Annotated in this window: 11 protein-coding genes and 1 pseudogene; all 12 read left to right on the top strand. The window is 64.3% G+C overall.

What is annotated here, in order from left to right:
• Positions 1 to 92: 92 nt before the first annotated feature.
• The 12 genes and pseudogenes from ACTJJN_RS17230 (at position 93) to ACTJJN_RS17175 (ending at position 17,417) form a co-directional block, all read left to right on the top strand.
• A complete protein-coding gene (locus ACTJJN_RS17230) occupies positions 93 to 1,583 on the top strand; it encodes a BcsE family c-di-GMP-binding protein (RefSeq protein ID WP_221100460.1) in 1,491 nt (496 codons plus the stop codon).
• On the top strand, positions 1,580 to 1,765 hold the full coding sequence (gene bcsF, locus ACTJJN_RS17225) for a cellulose biosynthesis protein BcsF (RefSeq protein WP_088512734.1): 186 nt from the start codon (positions 1,580 to 1,582) through the stop codon (positions 1,763 to 1,765). The genes ACTJJN_RS17230 and bcsF overlap by 4 nt, the downstream gene beginning before the upstream one ends.
• Positions 1,758 to 3,371, top strand: coding sequence for a cellulose biosynthesis protein BcsG (bcsG, locus tag ACTJJN_RS17220; protein WP_221100415.1), 1,614 nt, complete (start codon positions 1,758 to 1,760; stop codon positions 3,369 to 3,371). Before bcsF ends, bcsG begins: the two co-directional genes overlap by 8 nt.
• Positions 3,368 to 3,586: a cellulose biosynthesis protein BcsR gene (bcsR, locus tag ACTJJN_RS17215; protein WP_014859246.1), complete on the top strand. Its 219-nt coding sequence runs from the start codon at positions 3,368 to 3,370 to the stop codon at positions 3,584 to 3,586. The genes bcsG and bcsR overlap by 4 nt, the downstream gene beginning before the upstream one ends.
• Positions 3,583 to 4,290: a cellulose biosynthesis protein BcsQ gene (bcsQ, locus tag ACTJJN_RS17210; protein ID WP_012052046.1), complete on the top strand. Its 708-nt coding sequence runs from the start codon at positions 3,583 to 3,585 to the stop codon at positions 4,288 to 4,290. Before bcsR ends, bcsQ begins: the two co-directional genes overlap by 4 nt.
• Positions 4,287 to 6,901 (top strand): annotated as a pseudogene (gene bcsA, locus ACTJJN_RS17205) (UDP-forming cellulose synthase catalytic subunit). The gene bcsQ and the pseudogene bcsA overlap by 4 nt, the downstream one beginning before the upstream one ends.
• Positions 6,898 to 9,186, top strand: a complete 2,289-nt coding sequence (gene bcsB / locus ACTJJN_RS17200) for a cellulose biosynthesis cyclic di-GMP-binding regulatory protein BcsB (RefSeq protein WP_014859244.1) — start codon at positions 6,898 to 6,900, stop codon at positions 9,184 to 9,186. The pseudogene bcsA and the gene bcsB overlap by 4 nt, the downstream one beginning before the upstream one ends.
• Positions 9,186 to 10,301, top strand: coding sequence for a cellulose synthase complex periplasmic endoglucanase BcsZ (gene bcsZ / locus ACTJJN_RS17195; protein WP_014859243.1), 1,116 nt, complete (start codon positions 9,186 to 9,188; stop codon positions 10,299 to 10,301). Before bcsB ends, bcsZ begins: the two co-directional genes overlap by 1 nt.
• Positions 10,289 to 13,807 carry a cellulose synthase complex outer membrane protein BcsC gene (gene bcsC, locus ACTJJN_RS17190; protein ID WP_088512730.1) on the top strand — a complete coding sequence of 1,173 codons (3,519 nt, stop codon included), beginning with the start codon at positions 10,289 to 10,291 and terminating at the stop codon, positions 13,805 to 13,807. The genes bcsZ and bcsC overlap by 13 nt, the downstream gene beginning before the upstream one ends.
• 337 nt (positions 13,808 to 14,144) lie before the next feature.
• On the top strand, positions 14,145 to 15,011 hold the full coding sequence (dapA, locus tag ACTJJN_RS17185) for a 4-hydroxy-tetrahydrodipicolinate synthase (RefSeq protein ID WP_012052051.1): 867 nt from the start codon (positions 14,145 to 14,147) through the stop codon (positions 15,009 to 15,011).
• Positions 15,012 to 15,196: 185 nt separating this feature from the next.
• Positions 15,197 to 16,240, top strand: coding sequence for an aliphatic amidase (locus ACTJJN_RS17180; protein ID WP_012052052.1), 1,044 nt, complete (start codon positions 15,197 to 15,199; stop codon positions 16,238 to 16,240).
• Positions 16,241 to 16,295: 55 nt separating this feature from the next.
• A complete protein-coding gene (locus ACTJJN_RS17175) occupies positions 16,296 to 17,417 on the top strand; it encodes an AAA family ATPase (RefSeq protein WP_440781457.1) in 1,122 nt (373 codons plus the stop codon).
• The last annotated feature ends 16 nt before the right edge of the window (positions 17,418 to 17,433 follow it).

Genomic DNA, 17,433 nt, shown 5'->3' with positions numbered 1-17,433 from the left:
TGAGTCATAAGGCGTCAGCAGAGGATGTGACACATTCCGCCTTCAAACCGTTTCAATTTACCTTTTGTAGAGCCAGTGTTTTGACTAATGGAATGCAGTTGTTGGCGATTTCCGGCCTGAGCGTCGAGAGCAGCCAGCTTCATCAACAAGGACTGTACTGGTTAGCCTGTGACGCCGCCGAAGACGCCTCCTTGCTATGCCGCCAGGTGGTCGAAGGCATGCCCGATAATGCCAGGGCAGCACTGATCGCCGATGCGCAAGCCATGGATGACGTGCTGGGTGCGCTCGGCGCAACGCGCGGCCCGGCCGAGCTCGCGTTGTATGAGGCCAACTCGCAAGCCACCCGTTATCTGGTTGAAGACCTGCCTCGTCTTGATGCCCGTGGGCGTGTGCTGGTGCTGCTGGCACCGGCACACGCCTGGGCGGATACCGAAGTCGAGCACTGGTGCAATGCGCTGCGCCCGGCGTTGTTGGCTGAAGCGGCGTTGCTGCTGGTCGTCAGTGGGGGGCAGAGCACCGCCTTGGTCGAGCGCCTGCGCGTTTTCAACCAGTGCCTCGACGGCCTGGGGCAGGTGTACCGTGGCAAAGGTGGGGTGCGCTACCTGCAGCATTTCTGGAGCAACCCGCTTGGCAAAACCGCCACCCGGGACATGGAGCTGACTCGGCTGAGCGCGGGCTTTGCCGTTGCTGCCACGCATGAGGCACCCAGCGACACCGGTGGTGACGAGTTGCTGTGCCTGGCCCAGCGCCCGGTACTGGAAGGCGCGCCAGCCTTCTCCGAACACTGGCAGGTCTGCGAAAGCTTTGAGGAACTGGGGGGCAAAGCCAGCCGTGCGGTGTCTGCCACGGTGATCTTTGCCATGGACGGTGGGCAGCGTCTGGATAGCCTGGCGCGCCAGTTGCACCACCTGCGGCAGTCGCGTGGCAACGCCTTGAAGCTGGTGGTGCGCGAAATGGCGCCGACCCTGCGTTACCAAGACGAACAGTTGCTGCTGGCTTGTGGTGCCAGCCAGATCGTGCCGTTCGGTGCCAGCTTGTCACGCTTCCTGACCATGGTGGAGAGCATCCAGGGTTACGTCTGGCGTCGACACCTGCCAACCGACTTCGATGCCTTGCTGGCACGCCTGCGGCCGCTGGCCATCTGCGGGTTGGTAGCGCCACGGGCGTTCGCCGAGGCTGTGCAAAGCATGTGGCACGGGGTGCGCAACGGCGAAATCGTCCACCAGTTGCTGGTGTTGCGTCCGGCGCCCGGCCTGACCCCGCTGCAGGCTTGCTCGCGTACGGTATTCCGCCGTGATGGCGACATTGCCTGCGTGGTTGGCGAGGTGCTGTTCCTGTTCCTGTTCGCTTGCCGCTCGGAAGGGGTCGAGCAGGCGCTTGACCACATCTTCCAGCTGTCATGGAAAGAGCTGTTCATCAGCCAGGAGGTGCTTGCCGGTGTCGACAGCCTGGCCACTCCGGCTTTCCTCGACCGCAACCTACCGCAGCCACCCCGCAGCGACATGGCGGCGCAGTTGCCTGCACAGGCATGGTCGGCACTGGCACCGCGCAAGGTTGGCCTGGCCAAGCGGGGTGGCGCATGAACTTCGTGCAACTGCTGCAGGTGGTCGGCATTACCGCACTCGTCACGCTGGGCCTGGCCTTGTTGCTCGTGCACCTGTGTTCGGCATTACGTGACGGGTTGCGCCGTCGCCTTCCCCCCCGTTACCTGAAACCGCTGGGCGTACGCCGCCGCGCTGCACACCAGGAACCCCAGAATGACTAATACCACCATCACCCTCCCGGTACTGGCCCGCTGGCCTGGACTGGGAGGGTGGAACCTCTATTTTTTTGCAAAGTTTCTGCTGGTCGCACTTGGCATGCTCGACTTCCAGGCGCTGCCGAACCTGTTGTTTGCTGCGTTTCTGCTTATCCCTTTGCCGGGCCAGTGGCTGCGTATTGCCCGGCAACTGCTGGCGGTGCCAATCGGTATCGCGCTTTTCTACCAGGACACCTGGCTGCCACCCTTCAGCCGCTTGCTGGCGCAGCCGGGGGTGCTGGACTTCTCGTGGGACTATCTGCTCGAGCTGCTGGGCCGCTTCATCAACTGGAACCTGCTGGGGGCGCTGGCAATGTTGCTGGTGGGTTACCTGTACCTACGCCATTGGCTGCGCCTGAGCACCCTGAGCCTGCTGGGGTTGGCATGGCTGTCGGTCGGCGGCTTGCCGTTGCTGGGTGCAAGCCAGGCGCCCGGCGTGGCGGCGCGCACCGCAGCCGAACCCGCGCCTGCCACTGCAGTAGCCGACAATGCCACGCTCGACAGCTGGCTTGAGCGCTTCTTCGCCAGTGAGCGCGAGCGGGTGACGGCATTCCCTGCCGTTAATGCCGATGAGCAACCGTTCGACCTGCTGGTAATCAACATCTGCTCGCTGGCCTGGGATGATCTGTCTGCCGTGGGGCTGCGGGACAACCCGCTGTTGTCGCGCATGGACGTGATCTTCGACCAGTTCAACTCGGCGACCTCCTACAGCGGCCCGGCCGCCATCCGTGTGCTGCGTGCCAGCTGCGGACAGTCGTCGCACGCTGGCCTGTACCAACCGGCTCCGGAGCAGTGCCTGTTGTTCCAGAACCTGGCCCGGCTGGGTTTCCAGAGCAACACCTTGCTCAACCACAGCGGCCGGTTCGACAACTTCATCGGCGACATTACCCAGCAGCACATGCCGCAACCCGGCATGCGCAATACCGACTTTCCACGGGCGCTGGTGGGCTTCGACGGTTCGCCGATTGCCAGTGACCTGGATGTCCTGCGCCGTTGGTGGGGGCAACGCAAAGGCACCCCGGACGAGCATGTGTCACTGTTCTACAACAGCATCAGCCTGCATGACGGCAACCGTATCGTCACTGCCGACGGCGGTACCCGCGTGGCCGACTATGCCACCCGCGCCAATCGCCTGTTTGGCGAGCTTGGCACCTTCCTTGACGAACTGGAGCGCAGTGGCCGCCGGGTAGTGGTGGCCATTGTCCCTGAGCATGGGGCCGCGTTGCATGGTGACCGTATGCAGTTGTCTGGCATGCGCGAAATTCCCACGCCGTCGATTACCCATGTGCCGGTCGGCCTGAAGTTCATCGGCATGGGCCAGCCTGCCCGCAACGAGCCGCTGCGGGTCACTGCTGCCACCAGCTACCTGGCGCTGTCCGAGCTGATCTCGCGTGTGTATGCGGGCCTCGGCCAGCAGCAGGTGCTGGATGTGCCCGGCCTGCTGACCGACCTGCCAACCACCGAGCAGGTTGCCGAAACCTCTGGTGCACAGGTGCTGAATTACCAGGGGCGTGCCTACATGCGCCTGCAAGGCCAGCCTGACTGGCAGCCCATCCCCAAGGAGCGCCCATGATCACTGGCAAGTCAGACCCGTCCGACCGTAGCGACGATATTGCCCAGTTGCGTCAGCACCTGGACATGCCAGAGCTGAACTACCAGGACATCTCGATGCTGGTGGGCGTTCAGCAGGCCCTGCAGCGCTGGCCATTGCTGGGTGAAAGCTGCAAGGCCAGCAGCGACGAAGCGCTGTACGCAGCTGTCACCCTGCGCGAGAGGGTCGCGCCATGACCAGCCTGGCATTGCATGGGGTACGCGGAGGCCTGGGGCGCAGCGCCTTGCTGGCTGCATTGGGCTACGCGCTGCAGGGCGTGGGCGAGCGGGTGCTGCTGATTGACCTGTGCCCAAGCAACTTGCTCGGGCTGCACTTCAACCTGCCGCTGGATACGTCCGAGGGCTGGGCGCTGGCCGAGCGGGAAGGGCGGCCGTTCAGTGATGCCGTGTACGAGGTGCTCGATGGCCTGTGCCTGCTGCCGTACGGCAACCTGCCTGGCGGTGCGCAGCACCGTGTGCCCGATGCGCAGTCATGGCGCGCTCGCCAGGTCGAGCTGGCCGAGCATTTCGACTGGCTGTTGTACGACCTGCCGCAACTGCCGGGCGATACCACCGGCAATGGCATCGAGACTGATGTACGGGTACTGGTGGCAGAAGCCGAAATGGCCAGCCACCTGCTGCTCGGGCGACGCCCGCTCGAGCACTTCGACATGCTGCTGGTCAACCGCTACGACCCGGCCAGCCGCTTGCAGAGCGATCTGTTGATGGTGTGGCGTGACCTGTTTCGTGATCGATTGCCGATCCAGGTGGTCCATCGCGACGAAGCCTTCCTCGAAGCGCTGGCGTACAAGGCTCCCCTGGGTCTTTACGCACCGCAGAGCCTGGCCTGCCGGGATGTGCAAAGCCTGGCGGTGCGCTGTCTGACGAGGCGCCAGCCGTGACCCTGACCCCTCTGTCGGCCTATACCTGGTTCACTGTCCGTGGCGCGCGTCTGCCGGTCGCGTGGCTGTTCACCCTCGGCGTGTGGTTGGCCTTCCTGTTTCTGCGCCTGGAGTCACCCGCCTGGCAGGCGCTGCTGGCCGAGCGCCAACGCCTGTACCCGCAGCTGGCGGGCAAGCGCCCAACCCTGGGTGACCCGCTGCGTCTGTTGATCCAGAGCCTGTGGTTGTTGCTGCGGCGCCAACCGCAGGCACGTACAGCAGGGCCTGGCCGCCGCGCGTTGGGCGCGGTGCGCATGCACCTGCGGGCGGCAGGCGGGGTGGCGCGCCACTACCGCGGCCTGCTGATCGATGCATTGCAACAGGTACCCGCGCGCTACCGCGCCAGTGCTTTCAAGCACCAGGCCTCGGCACGCCTGCGCGGCCTGAGCGTGTTTGCCCGGCGGGCGTTCTATAGCGTGCTGACGGTATTCGCCCTCAGCCTCGCCCTGCTGTGCGTGACGGAACCGTTCGGCTATCTGGCGCAACTGATGTTCATCTGCCTGCTGCTGGTCATCGCCCTGCTGGTGCGACACATGCCGGGGCGTTTCCCGACCCTGATGCTGATCGTGCTGTCGACCATCATCTCGTGCCGCTATCTGTGGTGGCGCTACACCTCGACCCTGAACTGGAACGACACCACCGACTTGGTATTCGGGGTGATCCTGTTGGCGGCAGAAACCTATTCGTGGTTCGTGCTGATCCTGGGTTACATCCAGACCAGCTGGCCATTGCAGCGCAAGCCGGCAAACCTCCCGGCCAACGTCAGGCACTGGCCAACCGTCGATTTGCTGATCCCTACCTACAACGAAGACCTGTCAGTGGTGCGCACCACGGTAATGGCCGCGCTGGGCCTGGACTGGCCACGCGAGTGCCTGCGCATCTATATCCTCGATGATGGCCGCCGCGACGCGTTTCGTGCCTTTGCCGACGAAGTCGGGGTAGGGTATATCGTGCGGCCCGACAGCAAGCATGCCAAGGCCGGCAACCTCAACCATGCGCTGGGCGTCACCGACAGCGAGTTGATCGCCATCTTCGATTGCGACCATGTGCCGGTGCGCTCCTTCCTGCAACTGACCGTGGGCTGGTTCCTCAAGGACGCTAAACTGGCGCTGGTGCAGACACCGCACCATTTCTTCTCGCCTGACCCGTTCGAGCGCAATCTCGGCTCGTTCCGCCGCCGCCCCAACGAAGGGGAGCTGTTCTACGGCCTGATCCAGGACGGCAACGATATGTGGAACGCGGCGTTTTTCTGCGGCTCGTGTGCTGTGCTGTGCTGCGCCGCACTGCGCTGGAAAGCATCGGTGGTTTTGCCGTCGAGACCGTGACCGAAGATGCCCACACCGCCCTGCGCCTGCATCGCCAAGGGTGGACGTCAGCCTACCTGAGCATTCCGCAGGCTGCGGGCCTGGCCACTGAAAGCCTGTCGGCGCACATCGGCCAGCGCATTCGCTGGGCCCGTGGGATGGTGCAGATCTTCCGCACCGACAACCCGCTATTCGGGCGTGGCCTTAGCCTGTTCCAGCGGGTGTGCTACGCCAACGCGATGCTGCACTTCCTGGCCGGCCTGCCGCGGCTGGTGTTCCTGACGGCGCCACTGGCGTTCCTGTTGCTGCATGCCTACATCATCTACGCACCGGCATTGATGATTCTGCTGTACGTGCTGCCACACATGATCCACGCCAGCCTGACCAACTCGCGCATGCAGGGCAAGTACCGACAAACCTTCTGGGGCGAGGTCTACGAGACCGTACTGGCCTGGTACATCGCCCGCCCGACCACGGTGGCGCTGTTCGCGCCGAAAAAAGGCACGTTCAACGTCACCGCCAAGGGCGGCCTGATGGAGCAGGAACAGTTCGACTGGCGCATCGCCCAACCTTACCTGTGGCTGGCGGCGCTCAACGTGGTGGGTCTGGGCTTTGCGGGGTGGCGCCTGGTCACCGGCCCGACGGCAGAAATCGGCACGGTGATCGTCAGCTCGCTGTGGGTGATCTACAACCTGCTGATCATCGGTGCCGCAGTTGCGGTGGCCGCCGAAGTGCGCCAGGTGCGCCGCGCCCATCGGGTGCAGATGCGCTTGCCGGCGGGGCTGATGCTGGCCAGCGGTCATGCCTACCCCTGCACCCTGGTCGACTACTCCGACGGCGGTATCGGCCTGCAGGTACAGCCCGGTCTGGAGCTGAAACCGGGGGAGCAGGTACGCCTGCTGCTCAACCGCGGCCAGCGCGAGTTCGCCTTCCAGGCGTGCGTCACCCGTACCGTCGGGCAACACGTGGGCCTGGTGTTCCGCGACCTCGCCCTGCAGCAGCGTATCGACCTGGTCCACTGCACCTTTGCCCGCGCCGATGCCTGGCTTGGCTGGAACGAGCAGCACGAGGTCGAGCGCCCGCTGCGCAGCCTGATCGATGTGTTGAAGCTGGGCGGCGTCGGTTACGTGCGCCTGGTCGAGCACATGCCGCCATGGCTGCGGGCGTGGTTGCGCCCGTTGCGTTCGCTGGCGCTGTGGCTGGCCAGCTACTGGCCCCGCACACCGCGGGCAATCCCTTCCATGAACCCTGTTGATCGAGACGCATGATGACTGGTTATCCCGCGCGTACCTGGGGCCTGGCGATGGCGCTGTTTACCGCCTTGTCGCAGAGCGCCGCTGCTGCTTCTGTAGCTCCGCTTGCCGAGCCTGCGGTACCCACACCCACGGTACCAAACTGGCAGGTTGCGAAAACCTTCGAGCAGCTTGGACATGCGTCCGACAGCCTGCTGCTGGGGGTACGCAACAGCGAGCATATTGAGTTCGGCCTGCGTCGCGATCGCCTGGCCACCGATGCCAGCTTGCAACTGGACTACACGCCTTCGCCAGCCTTGCTGCCGAACCTGTCGCACTTGCGCGTCTACCTCAACGACGAGCTGATGGGCGTAGTTCCGGTGGAAAAAGAGCAGTTGGGCCAGCGTGTGCGTCGCCAGCTGCCGTTGGACCCGAAACTGCTCGGCGACTTCAACCGGGTACGTCTGGAGTTTGTCGGGCACTATACCGATGTCTGCGAAGACCCGGCCCACAGCGGCCTGTGGCTTAACCTTAACCGCAAGAGCCAGGTACAGTTGCACGAGCAGGCGCTGGTGCTGGAAAACGACCTGGCGTATTTCCCGTTGCCGTTCTTCGATACCCGCGACACCGGCAAGGTAGTGCTGCCGGTGGTGTTCAGCGGCGTGCCGAGCCTGGGCGAGCAGCGTGCGGCGGCAATCCTGGCATCCTACTTCGGCAGTCAGGCCGGTTGGCGCAAGGCCAGCTTCCCTGTGCTGTACAACCACCTGCCGGCCCGTGGCGAAAAACCTGCACCGAGCATCGTGTTTGCCAGCAACGACCGTCGCCCGGCGTTCCTCGCCGATCTGCAGCAGTTCCCGCCAGTCGACGGCCCCGTGCTGCAGGTGATCGATCACCCGGACGACCGCTTCAGCAAAGTGCTGCTGGTGCTGGGCCGTAACGACGACGACCTGATCAAGGCCGCCTCGGCGCTGGCGGTCGGCAACAATCTGTTCCGCGGCGCGCGCGTCAAAGTGGAACAGATGACCGCGCTGCAACCGCGTCAGCCCTACGATGCGCCGAACTGGACGCGCACCGACCGCCCGGTTCGATTTGCCGAGCTGCTGGATTACCCCGAGCAACTGCAAGTCAGCGGCCTGCAACCGCGGCCGGTGACACTGGAACTGAACCTGCCGCCCGACTTGTTCGTCTGGCGCAACCAGGGTATTCCGCTGCGCACCCTGTACCGCTATACGGCGCCAGCGGTGACCGACGAATCGCGCCTGAGCATCAGCGTCAACGATCAGTACATCACCAGCATGCCGCTGGTGGGCAATGACCGGCGCGGCGGTACCCTTGAGGAAATGCGCCTGGCAGTGCTGTCCGGTGACAACACTGCATTGACCGAGAACTCGCTGGTGCCGGCGCTGAAGATTGGCGACCGTAACCGCCTGCGCTTCGACTTCAGCTTTGCCAGTACCCTGGGCAGCGCCCAGCGCGATCGCTGCCAGACCTCGCTGCCGGTGGACGTGCGTGCAGCAATCGACGACAACTCCACCATCGACCTTTCCGGTTACCACCATTACATCGCCATGCCCGACCTGCGTGCATTCGCCCGCAGTGGCTTCCCGTTCAGCCGCATGGCCGACCTGTCCGAGACGCTGGTCATCATGCCGGCCAAACCTACGGCGATGCAGGTCGGCACTTTGCTCGACACGGTTGGCGGGTTGGCCGGACAGATCGGTTACCCGGCGCTTGGCCTGCAATTGATCGACGACTGGCAACAGGTCGCAGCGGCAGACGCCGACTTGCTGCTGATCGGCAGCCTGCCCGAGGCCCTTCGCGACGCGCCCGACCTTGGCCTGTTGCTCAGCGCCCAGCGTGACTGGTTGCTGCAGGGCCGCAGCGCATCGCTGCCCGGTGGCCAGCGTTTCGATACTGAGCCGGTGGCTGCAAGCAGCCGCGTGGCGGTCAGCGCCCAGGCGCCGATTGCGGCCATCACCGGGCTGAAGTCGCCGTTCCACGAGCAGCGCAGTGTTGTGGCCTTGCTGGCCAACAGCGACAGCGATTACGCATTGCTGCGCGACGTGCTTGGCGATGTAGGCAAGCTCGATGCGGTGGCGGGTTCGGTAACGCTGGTACGCAGCAGTGGCGTGAGCAGCCAGTTCGTCGGCGAGCACTACTTCGTGGGCGCGCTGCCGTGGTGGCTGCTGCTGTGGTTCCACTTGTCCGAGCACCCTGTGTTGCTGGCGGTGATCGCGGCTGTTTGCGTGGTGCTGTTCGCCTTCTTGTTGTGGCGGGCACTGCGCTGGGCAGGCAAGCGCCGCTTGGGTGAGGCGGGGTGATGATGCGTCAGATGCTGGTAGGGCTGGTCGCCTTAGGCCTGCCCGTTTTCGCCAATGCCGGGTCGGTTTGCCCATGGCCTGCCTGGGAGCGGTTCAAGGCCGAGCTGGTGAGTGTGGATGGGCGGGTCATCGACCCGAGTGACGAGCGCCTGATCACCACCTCGGAAGGGCAGAGTTACGCGCTGTTCTTCGCCCTGGTAGGCAACGACCGACAAACCTTCGCGCAGTTGCTGCGTTGGACCAGCAACAACCTCGCCGAGGGTGACCTGGCCCGGCATCTGCCTGCCTGGCTGTGGGGCCGTGACGGGCAGCAGCAGTGGCAGGTGCTGGACGCCAACAACGCCAGCGATGCCGATCTGTGGATCGCCTACAGCCTGCTGGAAGCAGGGCGGTTGTGGGACCAGCCGGCCTACACGCAACTGGGCCAGCACCTGCTGTGGCGTATCGCCGCGCAGACCGTGCGCAAGCTTCCAGGCCTTGGCGTGATGTTGCTGCCAGGTGACTACGGCTTCGAAGACGCCCAGGGTACCCGCCTGAACCCCAGCTACCTGCCGCTGCAGTTGCTCGACCGCTTCAGCGAGGTGGACCCCTTGTGGGGGGAGCTGGCGGCCAACACGCGGCGTTTGTGGTTGGCATCGTCGCCAAAGGGCTTTGCACCGGACTGGTTGCTGTGGACGCCGGCCGGAAAGCCAGCGGCAGACACGAAACATGGCAATGCCGGTGATTATGACGCCATTCGTGTGTACCTGTGGGTCGGCATGTTGGCCGAGGGGGCGGCGCAACGCCGCGAACTGGTCGCCCATTATGCGCCGATGGCGGCATTGACCCAGCGCCAGGGGCTACCTCCTGAGCACCTGGATGCACGTAGCGGTGAAGCCCGCGGCCATGGCCCGGCGGGTTTCTCTGCGGCCTTGCTGCCATTGCTTGCTGCCTCGCCAGAGCACGTGGCCGGCCTGGCGGCCCAGCGCCAGCGCTTGCGCGAACAACCGGTCGAGGCCAAGGCGTATTACAGCCAGGTGCTGGCGCTGTTCGGCCAGGGCTTCGACGAGGCCCGTTACCGTTTTGACCCGCACGGCCGCCTGTTGCCGGCCTGGAGTGCGCCATGCAGCGAATGATCGGCGTGTTGATGCTGGCGGCAATAACCTGCCAGGCAGATGCACAACCCAAGGATATCGATGAACAGCGCCAATGGCTGCTGGACCAGGTACGCCGCGGCGAAGCGCTGCACCGTGACGACCTGGTGCGCGATGCGCTGGGCCGTTTGCAGTTGCTTGAGCCGCGCAACCCGGAGGTATTGCTGGCGGCCTTGAGCCTGGCATTGCGCGAGAAGAACAGCAGTGAAGCCGAGCAGTTGAGTGCGCGGATCAGTGCCGTGGCGCCTGGCAGCCTGCAAGCACGTCAGGCCGCACGCCTGCTTGAACTTCAACAACCGGCGCCTGCGCGGCGCTTGCAGCAGGCGCGTCTGCTGGCGGTTACCGGCCGTAATGAAGAGGCGCTGGCGATGTACGAACAGTTGTTTGCCGGCGAACCACCCAGCCTTGAATTGGCCCTGGACTACTGGCGCGTGCGCGGCAACCTGCCAGGCCAACGCCCTGAGGCGATCCGCCAGTTGCAGCGGTTGGATCAGCAGTACCCGGGCAGTGCCGGGCTGCGCCAGACACTGGCCGGTTGGTTGTTCGCCGAAAAGCGTGACCGCGAGGCCTTGGCCCTGCTCGATCAGCTGGCGCGAGACCCCGGTGCACGGGATGCCGCTGCCCAGCGCGAGTTCGACTACCTGTCCGGGCAAGCCGTGAGTGCAACCAGCGCGGCAGCCTGGCAGGCCTTTCTTCAGCGTTACCCAGCTTCACCGTTGTTGGCACAGGCCAGCGAGACCTTGCAACAGCAGCGCAAGCTGCTGGCCGACCCGGCATGGCAGGCCGGTCAACGGGGTAAGGCATTGCTCGACAAGGGCCGTAATGCCGAAGCTGAAACGCAGCTGCGCCGCGCCCTGCGCCAGTACCCGGGCGATGCCAGCCTGCATGGGGCCCTGGGTTATGCGTTGATGCGCCAGGGCCGCCATGAAGACGCCCATGCGGCGTTCCGCGCGGCGAGCGCCAAGGAGCAGGACACCTACTGGATCAGCCAATGGAAGGACCTGGAGTCGTCCAGCCAGTATTGGGCCCTGCTGAAGAAAGCCGAGCAGGCCCTGGAGGCGAAAGACGTGCGCGGTGCGCGCGCACTTTACCGGCAGGCTCGCCAGCAACGGCCAAAGGATGAATACGCGTTGTTGGGCCTGGCAGATGTCTCGCTGGCCGAGGGCGATGTGGCGGCTGCCGAGCGGCAGTACCTGCAGGTACGGCGTATGGCGCCGGATAACGAAAGTGCCGTGCGCGGCTTGATGCGCGTTTACCAGGCGCAGTCGCCAGGCAAGGCGCAGGCATACCTGGACAGCCTGCCACCACGGCAGCAGGCGCAGTTCGCCAGCCTGCGACGCAGCCTGGAACTTGCGCGCCTGCGCCAGCAAGGGGACGAAGCCCTGCAGCGCGAGGACTGGTCGACGGCCAGCCATGTGCTGGGCCAGGCTTCAGCCCTGGCTCCCGATGAGCCTTGGCTGGTGTATCAGCTGGCCAACAGTCTGCGTCACCAAGGGCGCACTGGCGAGGCCGACGCGGCATTTGCCAGGCTGGTGCAGCACCAGCCACGTGATCCGGCAACGCGCTATGCCCACGGCCTGTTCCTGGAGTCCAGCGACCGTGATGCCTTGGCTCTGGACAGTCTGAGAGCGGTACCTCAGGCGACCTGGAGCGCGGACATGCACGCGCTGGAGCAACGTGTTCAACGGCGTATGACCCTGGCCTCTGCGCAGCAGTTGCAGGCACAAGGCCGCGGTGCCGAGGCGACAGCCTTGCTTGAAGCCGGCCTGGCGCGTGGTGAAGGCAGCTCGGACGACTTGATGCTGTTGGCTGACTGGGCAGCCGCGCGTGGTGAACATGGCAAGGCGCGCAGCTATTACCAGCGTGTGCTGGTCGCGCAGCCTGGGCGTCCTGATGCACGCCTTGGGGTGATGGAAAGCGCCGTGGCCGAAGGCAACCTGCAGCAGGCCCGGCACATGCTGGGCGTGAAGGTGCCACAATTTGCCGCTGATGACGGCAACGCCCAGCGGCGCCTGGCGGCGCTGTGGACCGCGTTGGGCGAACACGATCAGGCGGCCAGGCTGCTTGACCGGATTGCCGCGCAGCAGACGCGACCCGATCCGTTGTTGCGACGCGACGCAGCCCGCCTGGTAGCGCAGGATGATCCTCAACGAGCATTGGACCTTTACGCGGCAGCGATGGCTGATGCGCAGTTGCTGGACCGTGCTGCCGTAGCGCCACGGGATGACCGTGCATTGACCCTGGCCAGCCGCGAGCGGGATGGCGACGACTGGCTGGCCCGCAGCCTGCGCAGTGATGTGGACGCCCTGTATCGCCAGCGCAATACCCATGTGACGCTGATGCATGACTACGGCTGGCGCGAGGATGACGGTACGCCCGGCACGTCGGAGCTGAGTACCCAGTCGACCTTGTTGCATGTCGACACTCCTTGGCAGGAGGGCACCGCGTTTGCGCGAGTAGAGCGCATTGGCATGGATGCGGGGTCGTTCGAGCCGAACGATCAGGGAAGCTACACCCCCGACTTCGGCAGCTGCCAGTTTGTTGGCCAGACCGCTGACGGCAAAACACTGCCCGCGTGCACGGGGGGATCGCAGACTGCAAACGGCAGCCTGTTGGCGTTGGGTTGGCAGGGCAGCCGCTGGGCGTTCGACCTGGGCACCACCCAGGGCTATGCAATCAACAACTGGCTGGGCGGCGCAACGGTCAACGGTGACCTCGGGCAGGTTGGCTGGTCGCTGACCGCCTCGCGCCGGCCGATGAGCAATTCATTGCTGTCGTTCGCCGGCGCACGCGACCGCCCGACGGGCGTGCGCTGGGGCGGGGTCACTGCCAATGGCGCCACGCTCGGACTGAGCTGGGACCAAGGTGGCGACAACGGGGTGTGGGCCAGCCTGGGGCACCATTGGCTGTACGGCGAAAACGTGGCCGACAACCAGCGGACCCGGGCCATGGCCGGCTTTTACCACCGCGTGGTGGAAAAGGCCGACGAGCGTGTCCGTGTTGGCGTGACGCTGATGCACTGGCGCCATGACAAGGACCTGGGCGGCTACAGCCTGGGGCAGGGCGGTTACTACAGCCCGCAGCGCTACAGTTCGGTGGGCGTGCCGGTCAGTTATGCCTGGCGCAACTACGACTGGTCGCTGCTGCTGGAAGGTTCCGTCAGTTGGTCTCAGGCTCATAGTGGCAGTAGCCGCTTGTACCCGGACGCACACATCAACCGCAAGGTACTGGCAAATTATGGCGTCGATTCCAACATCGATGCGATGACCGAAGCCAGCGACAGCAGCGGGTTGGGCTACCGCCTGCGCGGTCTGTTCGAACGGCGCCTGAGTGACCAGTGGGTACTGGGCGGCGGCTTCGACTGGCAGCACAGCGATGACTATGCGCCTAGCCATGGCATGCTCTACCTGCGCTACCTGTTCGAACCGTGGCGAGGCAACCTGGCCCTGCCGGTGACACCGCTGGAGCCTTACAGCGAGTGGCGGTGACGGCAATCGCTGCGTTGCAAGGGGCGCGCCTGCACGGGGCGATGCGGGCCAAGGGTTGACACCAGGCACGCCGCCCCACCATTATCCAGCCATACCTACGCAACGGGCTTGCCAGCATGTCCACATCCAACCACGCCATTTCCGCTTCGGGCTTCATCGCTCAGGCAGACGCGTGCGTTGCCGTTGCCAAGAAATCCAAGAAACAGCCGCTCATCTGACCGAGGCGCGCTGTCTCGTCAGGTGGGCTGACGAGACAGAAGGCGCCAGGTATCCCTGCCACCACTTCCACTCTTCACCCTGCTGACGCTGACTTTCGGTCAACATCAGGAGTTTTTGCATGTCGAATTTCCGTGGTATCTGGATCGCCCTCGTCACGCCAATGCGCGCCAATGAAATCGACTTCCCAGGCCTGGAAAAGCTGGTGAAGAAGCTGCTCGAAGACGGTGTGGCCGGTTTTGTGGTGTGCGGTACCACGGGTGAGGCAGCGGCGTTGTCCAAGGCCGAGCAACTGGCAGTGCTGGATGCCGTGCTGGCCTGGGTGGAGCCTGGCAGGGTGGTGATGGGCCTGTCAGGTTACAACCTGGGTGAGTTGCTGGCGTTCCAGGCTGAAATCCAGCAGCGTGACATTGGCGGACTGCTGGTTCCCGCACCTTGCTACATCCGCCCTTCGCAGGCTGGCATCGAAGCCTTCTTCGCCACCGTGGCCGATGCCGCCAGCGTGCCAGTGATCGTGTACGACATTCCCTACCGCACTGGCGTACGCATGGAACGTGAAACCCTGCGCCGTATCGTGCGCCATCCACGCATTGCAGCGGTGAAAGACTGTGGCGGTGACAGCGAGACGACCATGGCCCTGATCGAGGACGGCCACGCCCAGGTGCTGGCCGGTGAAGACCTGCAGATCTTCAATAACCTGTGCCTGGGTGGGGCAGGGGCCATTTCAGCCTCCGCACATGTGCGCGCCGACCTTTACGTACGCATGGTGCAGCAGGTTGACAGCGGTGATTGGGCCGCCGCGCGGGGTACGTTCTACCAGTTGCTGCCCTGGATCAAAGTGGCCTTTGCCGAGCCCAACCCGGCCGTGGTCAAGGCGGCATTGCAGCTGCAAAGCCTGATTGCAGACGAGCTGCGCGAGCCCATGCAGGCGTGCACGAATACCACCCGAGACAAGTTGCAAAGCGTGCTGTGTTCACTCGGCGCCTGAAGCGGCAACGGTTGATGGCGGGTTGACAAGCCGCCACACCCGGCATATACCGTTGGTTGTCAGGAGCCGCGCATCAATGGCGATGTCGCGGCCTCCACACCGAACCCAAAGAGCAAATGAGCTCTCTCCGCATGCGGAGAGGGCTTTTTTTCGTCCCTGAAAAATAACAACAAGAGGTGGTCAACATGCGTCATGGTGATATTTCCAGCAGCAATGACACCGTCGGCGTCGCCGTGGTCAACTATAAGATGCCGCGCCTGCATACCCGCGATGAAGTGCTCGAAAACGCCAGGAAAATCGCCGACATCATTGTCGGCATGAAGCAGGGGCTGCCGGGCATGGATCTGGTGATTTTTCCGGAGTACAGCCTGCAGGGCATCATGTATGACCCGGCCGAAATGATGGAAACCGCCGTGGCCATACCCGGCGTGGAAACCGAAGTGTTCGCCCAGGCCTGCCGCAAGGCCAATGTCTGGGGCGTGTTTTCGCTGACCGGCGAGCGCCATGAAGAGCACCCGCGCAAATCCCCCTATAACACGCTGGTGCTGATCGACAACAATGGCGAGATCGTGCAGAAGTACCGCAAGATCATCCCCTGGTGCCCGATCGAGGGGTGGTACCCGGGCGACCAGACCTACGTTGCCGATGGCCCCAAGGGCCTGAAGATCAGCATGATCATCTGCGATGACGGCAACTACCCGGAAATCTGGCGCGACTGTGCCATGAAAGGCGCTGAGCTGATCGTGCGCTGCCAGGGTTACATGTACCCGGCCAAGGATCAGCAGGTGCTGATGGCCAAGGCCATGGCGTGGGCTAACAACTGCTACGTTGCAGTGGCCAACGCCGCGGGCTTCGATGGTGTGTATTCCTACTTCGGTCACTCGGCAATCATCGGTTTCGATGGTCGTACACTCGGCGAGTGCGGTGAAGAGGAGATGGGTATCCAGTACGCCCAGCTGTCGATCTCGCAAATTCGCGATGCGCGGCAGAACGACCAGTCGCAAAACCACCTGTACAAGATCCTGCACCGTGGCTACAGCGGTATGCATTTGTCTGGCGACGGCGACCGCGGCATTGCCGAATGCCCATTCGAGTTCTACCGCACCTGGGTGCTGGATGCCGAGAAGGCCCGCGAGAACGTCGAGGCCCTGACCCGGCGCACCTCGGGGGTGGCGCAGTGCCCGGTCGGCAGCCTTCCCTACGATGCCAAGGAAAAGGAAGCCCGCTGACGGGGTTGCCCAGCGTGCCTGCGGGCACGCTGTTTCACAAAGCGAGGGGAAGACCATGCCGTTCTTGAACGACCTGCTGGAGCAGACGCGTCGCGATGCGTCCTCCAGTGCTGCACTGAGTGCCGAAAACTGCCACACCCGGGCAATCGTCGAGACCCACCTGCGCATTGAAGACACCCTGGAGTCGCGTTTCCGCTTCGATGTCGCTGCCGTCATGCAGGTAGTACGCAACGAAGTGCTGGGCCAGGACGAAGCCTTGCAGGCCATCGAAGATGTGCTCACGGTGGTGCGTGCGGATATTCTCGACCCGCGCCGCCCGCTGTTCACGGCATTGTTCCTCGGCCCGACCGGGGTCGGCAAGACCGAGGTCGTGCGTGCCCTGGCCCGCGCCCTGCACGGTGATGCCGATGCCTTCTGCCGGGTCGACATGAACACGCTGGCCCAGGAACACTACGCCGCTGCTCTGACCGGCGCGCCACCGGGCTATGCTGGCGCCAAGGAAGGCCGCACGCTGTTTGACCAGGCGCTGCTGGACGGGAGCCAAGGGCGCCCTGGGATCGTGCTGTTCGATGAGCTGGAAAAGGCCGGCAAGGAGGTGTCCCAGGCGCTGCTCAATGTGTTCGACAATGGCCTGCTGCGCTTGGCCTCCGGTGAAAAGAGCTTCAATTTCCGTAACACACTGGTGTTCATGACCAGCAACCTGGCGGCAGACGAAATACGCCAGCACCGGCTGGGCCCGCTGGCGCCGCTGCGGCGTCTGCTTGGCCTGCAGGCAGGGCGCCGCGAGCGTTTGCTGGGGCTGGTGCGGCGGCGCCTGGTGAAGCGTTTTTCTGCCGAGTTCGTCAACCGCATCGACAGCACTGTGGTGTTCAATGCCATCGAACAGGAGGTGAGCGAGCGCATCGTTGAACTGGAGGTGTCGCGCCTGAACCGGCGCCTTGCCAAGCATCACTGCCACCTGCAACTGGATGCGGCGGTGGTTGGCAAGCTGGCCAGCGAAGGCCATGACCTGGAGTTTGGCGCGCGTGCGCTCAAGCGCTTTATCCGCCATGAGCTGGAAGTGCCACTGGCCGAGTACCTGCTTGGTAACCGCATCCCATGCCAGGCAGAAGTGACGTGCATGACGGTGGTCGGCCGCCTTGAGCGCGGGCGCATCCGTTTTTCGTTGCCGACATGACGGTTGTCACAGGATG

Source organism: Pseudomonas sp. 22515 (assembly GCF_052044625.1).
Classification (GTDB): domain Bacteria; phylum Pseudomonadota; class Gammaproteobacteria; order Pseudomonadales; family Pseudomonadaceae; genus Aquipseudomonas; species Aquipseudomonas alloputida.
Note: the sequence above shows the minus strand (reverse complement) of the source record. Positions and strands in the feature narration are given on the sequence as shown.

Excerpts from the sequence above, each read along its gene's own strand:
- ACTJJN_RS17230 (WP_221100460.1), top strand. The coding sequence starts at position 93 with ATGCAGTTGTTGGCGATTTCCGGCCTGAGCGTCGAGAGCAGCCAGCTT.
- bcsF (WP_088512734.1), top strand. The coding sequence starts at position 1,580 with ATGAACTTCGTGCAACTGCTGCAGGTGGTCGGCATTACCGCACTCGTC.
- bcsG (WP_221100415.1), top strand. The coding sequence starts at position 1,758 with ATGACTAATACCACCATCACCCTCCCGGTACTGGCCCGCTGGCCTGGA.
- bcsR (WP_014859246.1), top strand. The coding sequence starts at position 3,368 with ATGATCACTGGCAAGTCAGACCCGTCCGACCGTAGCGACGATATTGCC.
- bcsQ (WP_012052046.1), top strand. The coding sequence starts at position 3,583 with ATGACCAGCCTGGCATTGCATGGGGTACGCGGAGGCCTGGGGCGCAGC.
- bcsB (WP_014859244.1), top strand. The coding sequence starts at position 6,898 with ATGATGACTGGTTATCCCGCGCGTACCTGGGGCCTGGCGATGGCGCTG.
- bcsZ (WP_014859243.1), top strand. The coding sequence starts at position 9,186 with ATGATGCGTCAGATGCTGGTAGGGCTGGTCGCCTTAGGCCTGCCCGTT.
- bcsC (WP_088512730.1), top strand. The coding sequence starts at position 10,289 with ATGCAGCGAATGATCGGCGTGTTGATGCTGGCGGCAATAACCTGCCAG.
- dapA (WP_012052051.1), top strand. The coding sequence starts at position 14,145 with ATGTCGAATTTCCGTGGTATCTGGATCGCCCTCGTCACGCCAATGCGC.
- ACTJJN_RS17180 (WP_012052052.1), top strand. The coding sequence starts at position 15,197 with ATGCGTCATGGTGATATTTCCAGCAGCAATGACACCGTCGGCGTCGCC.
- ACTJJN_RS17175 (WP_440781457.1), top strand. The coding sequence starts at position 16,296 with ATGCCGTTCTTGAACGACCTGCTGGAGCAGACGCGTCGCGATGCGTCC.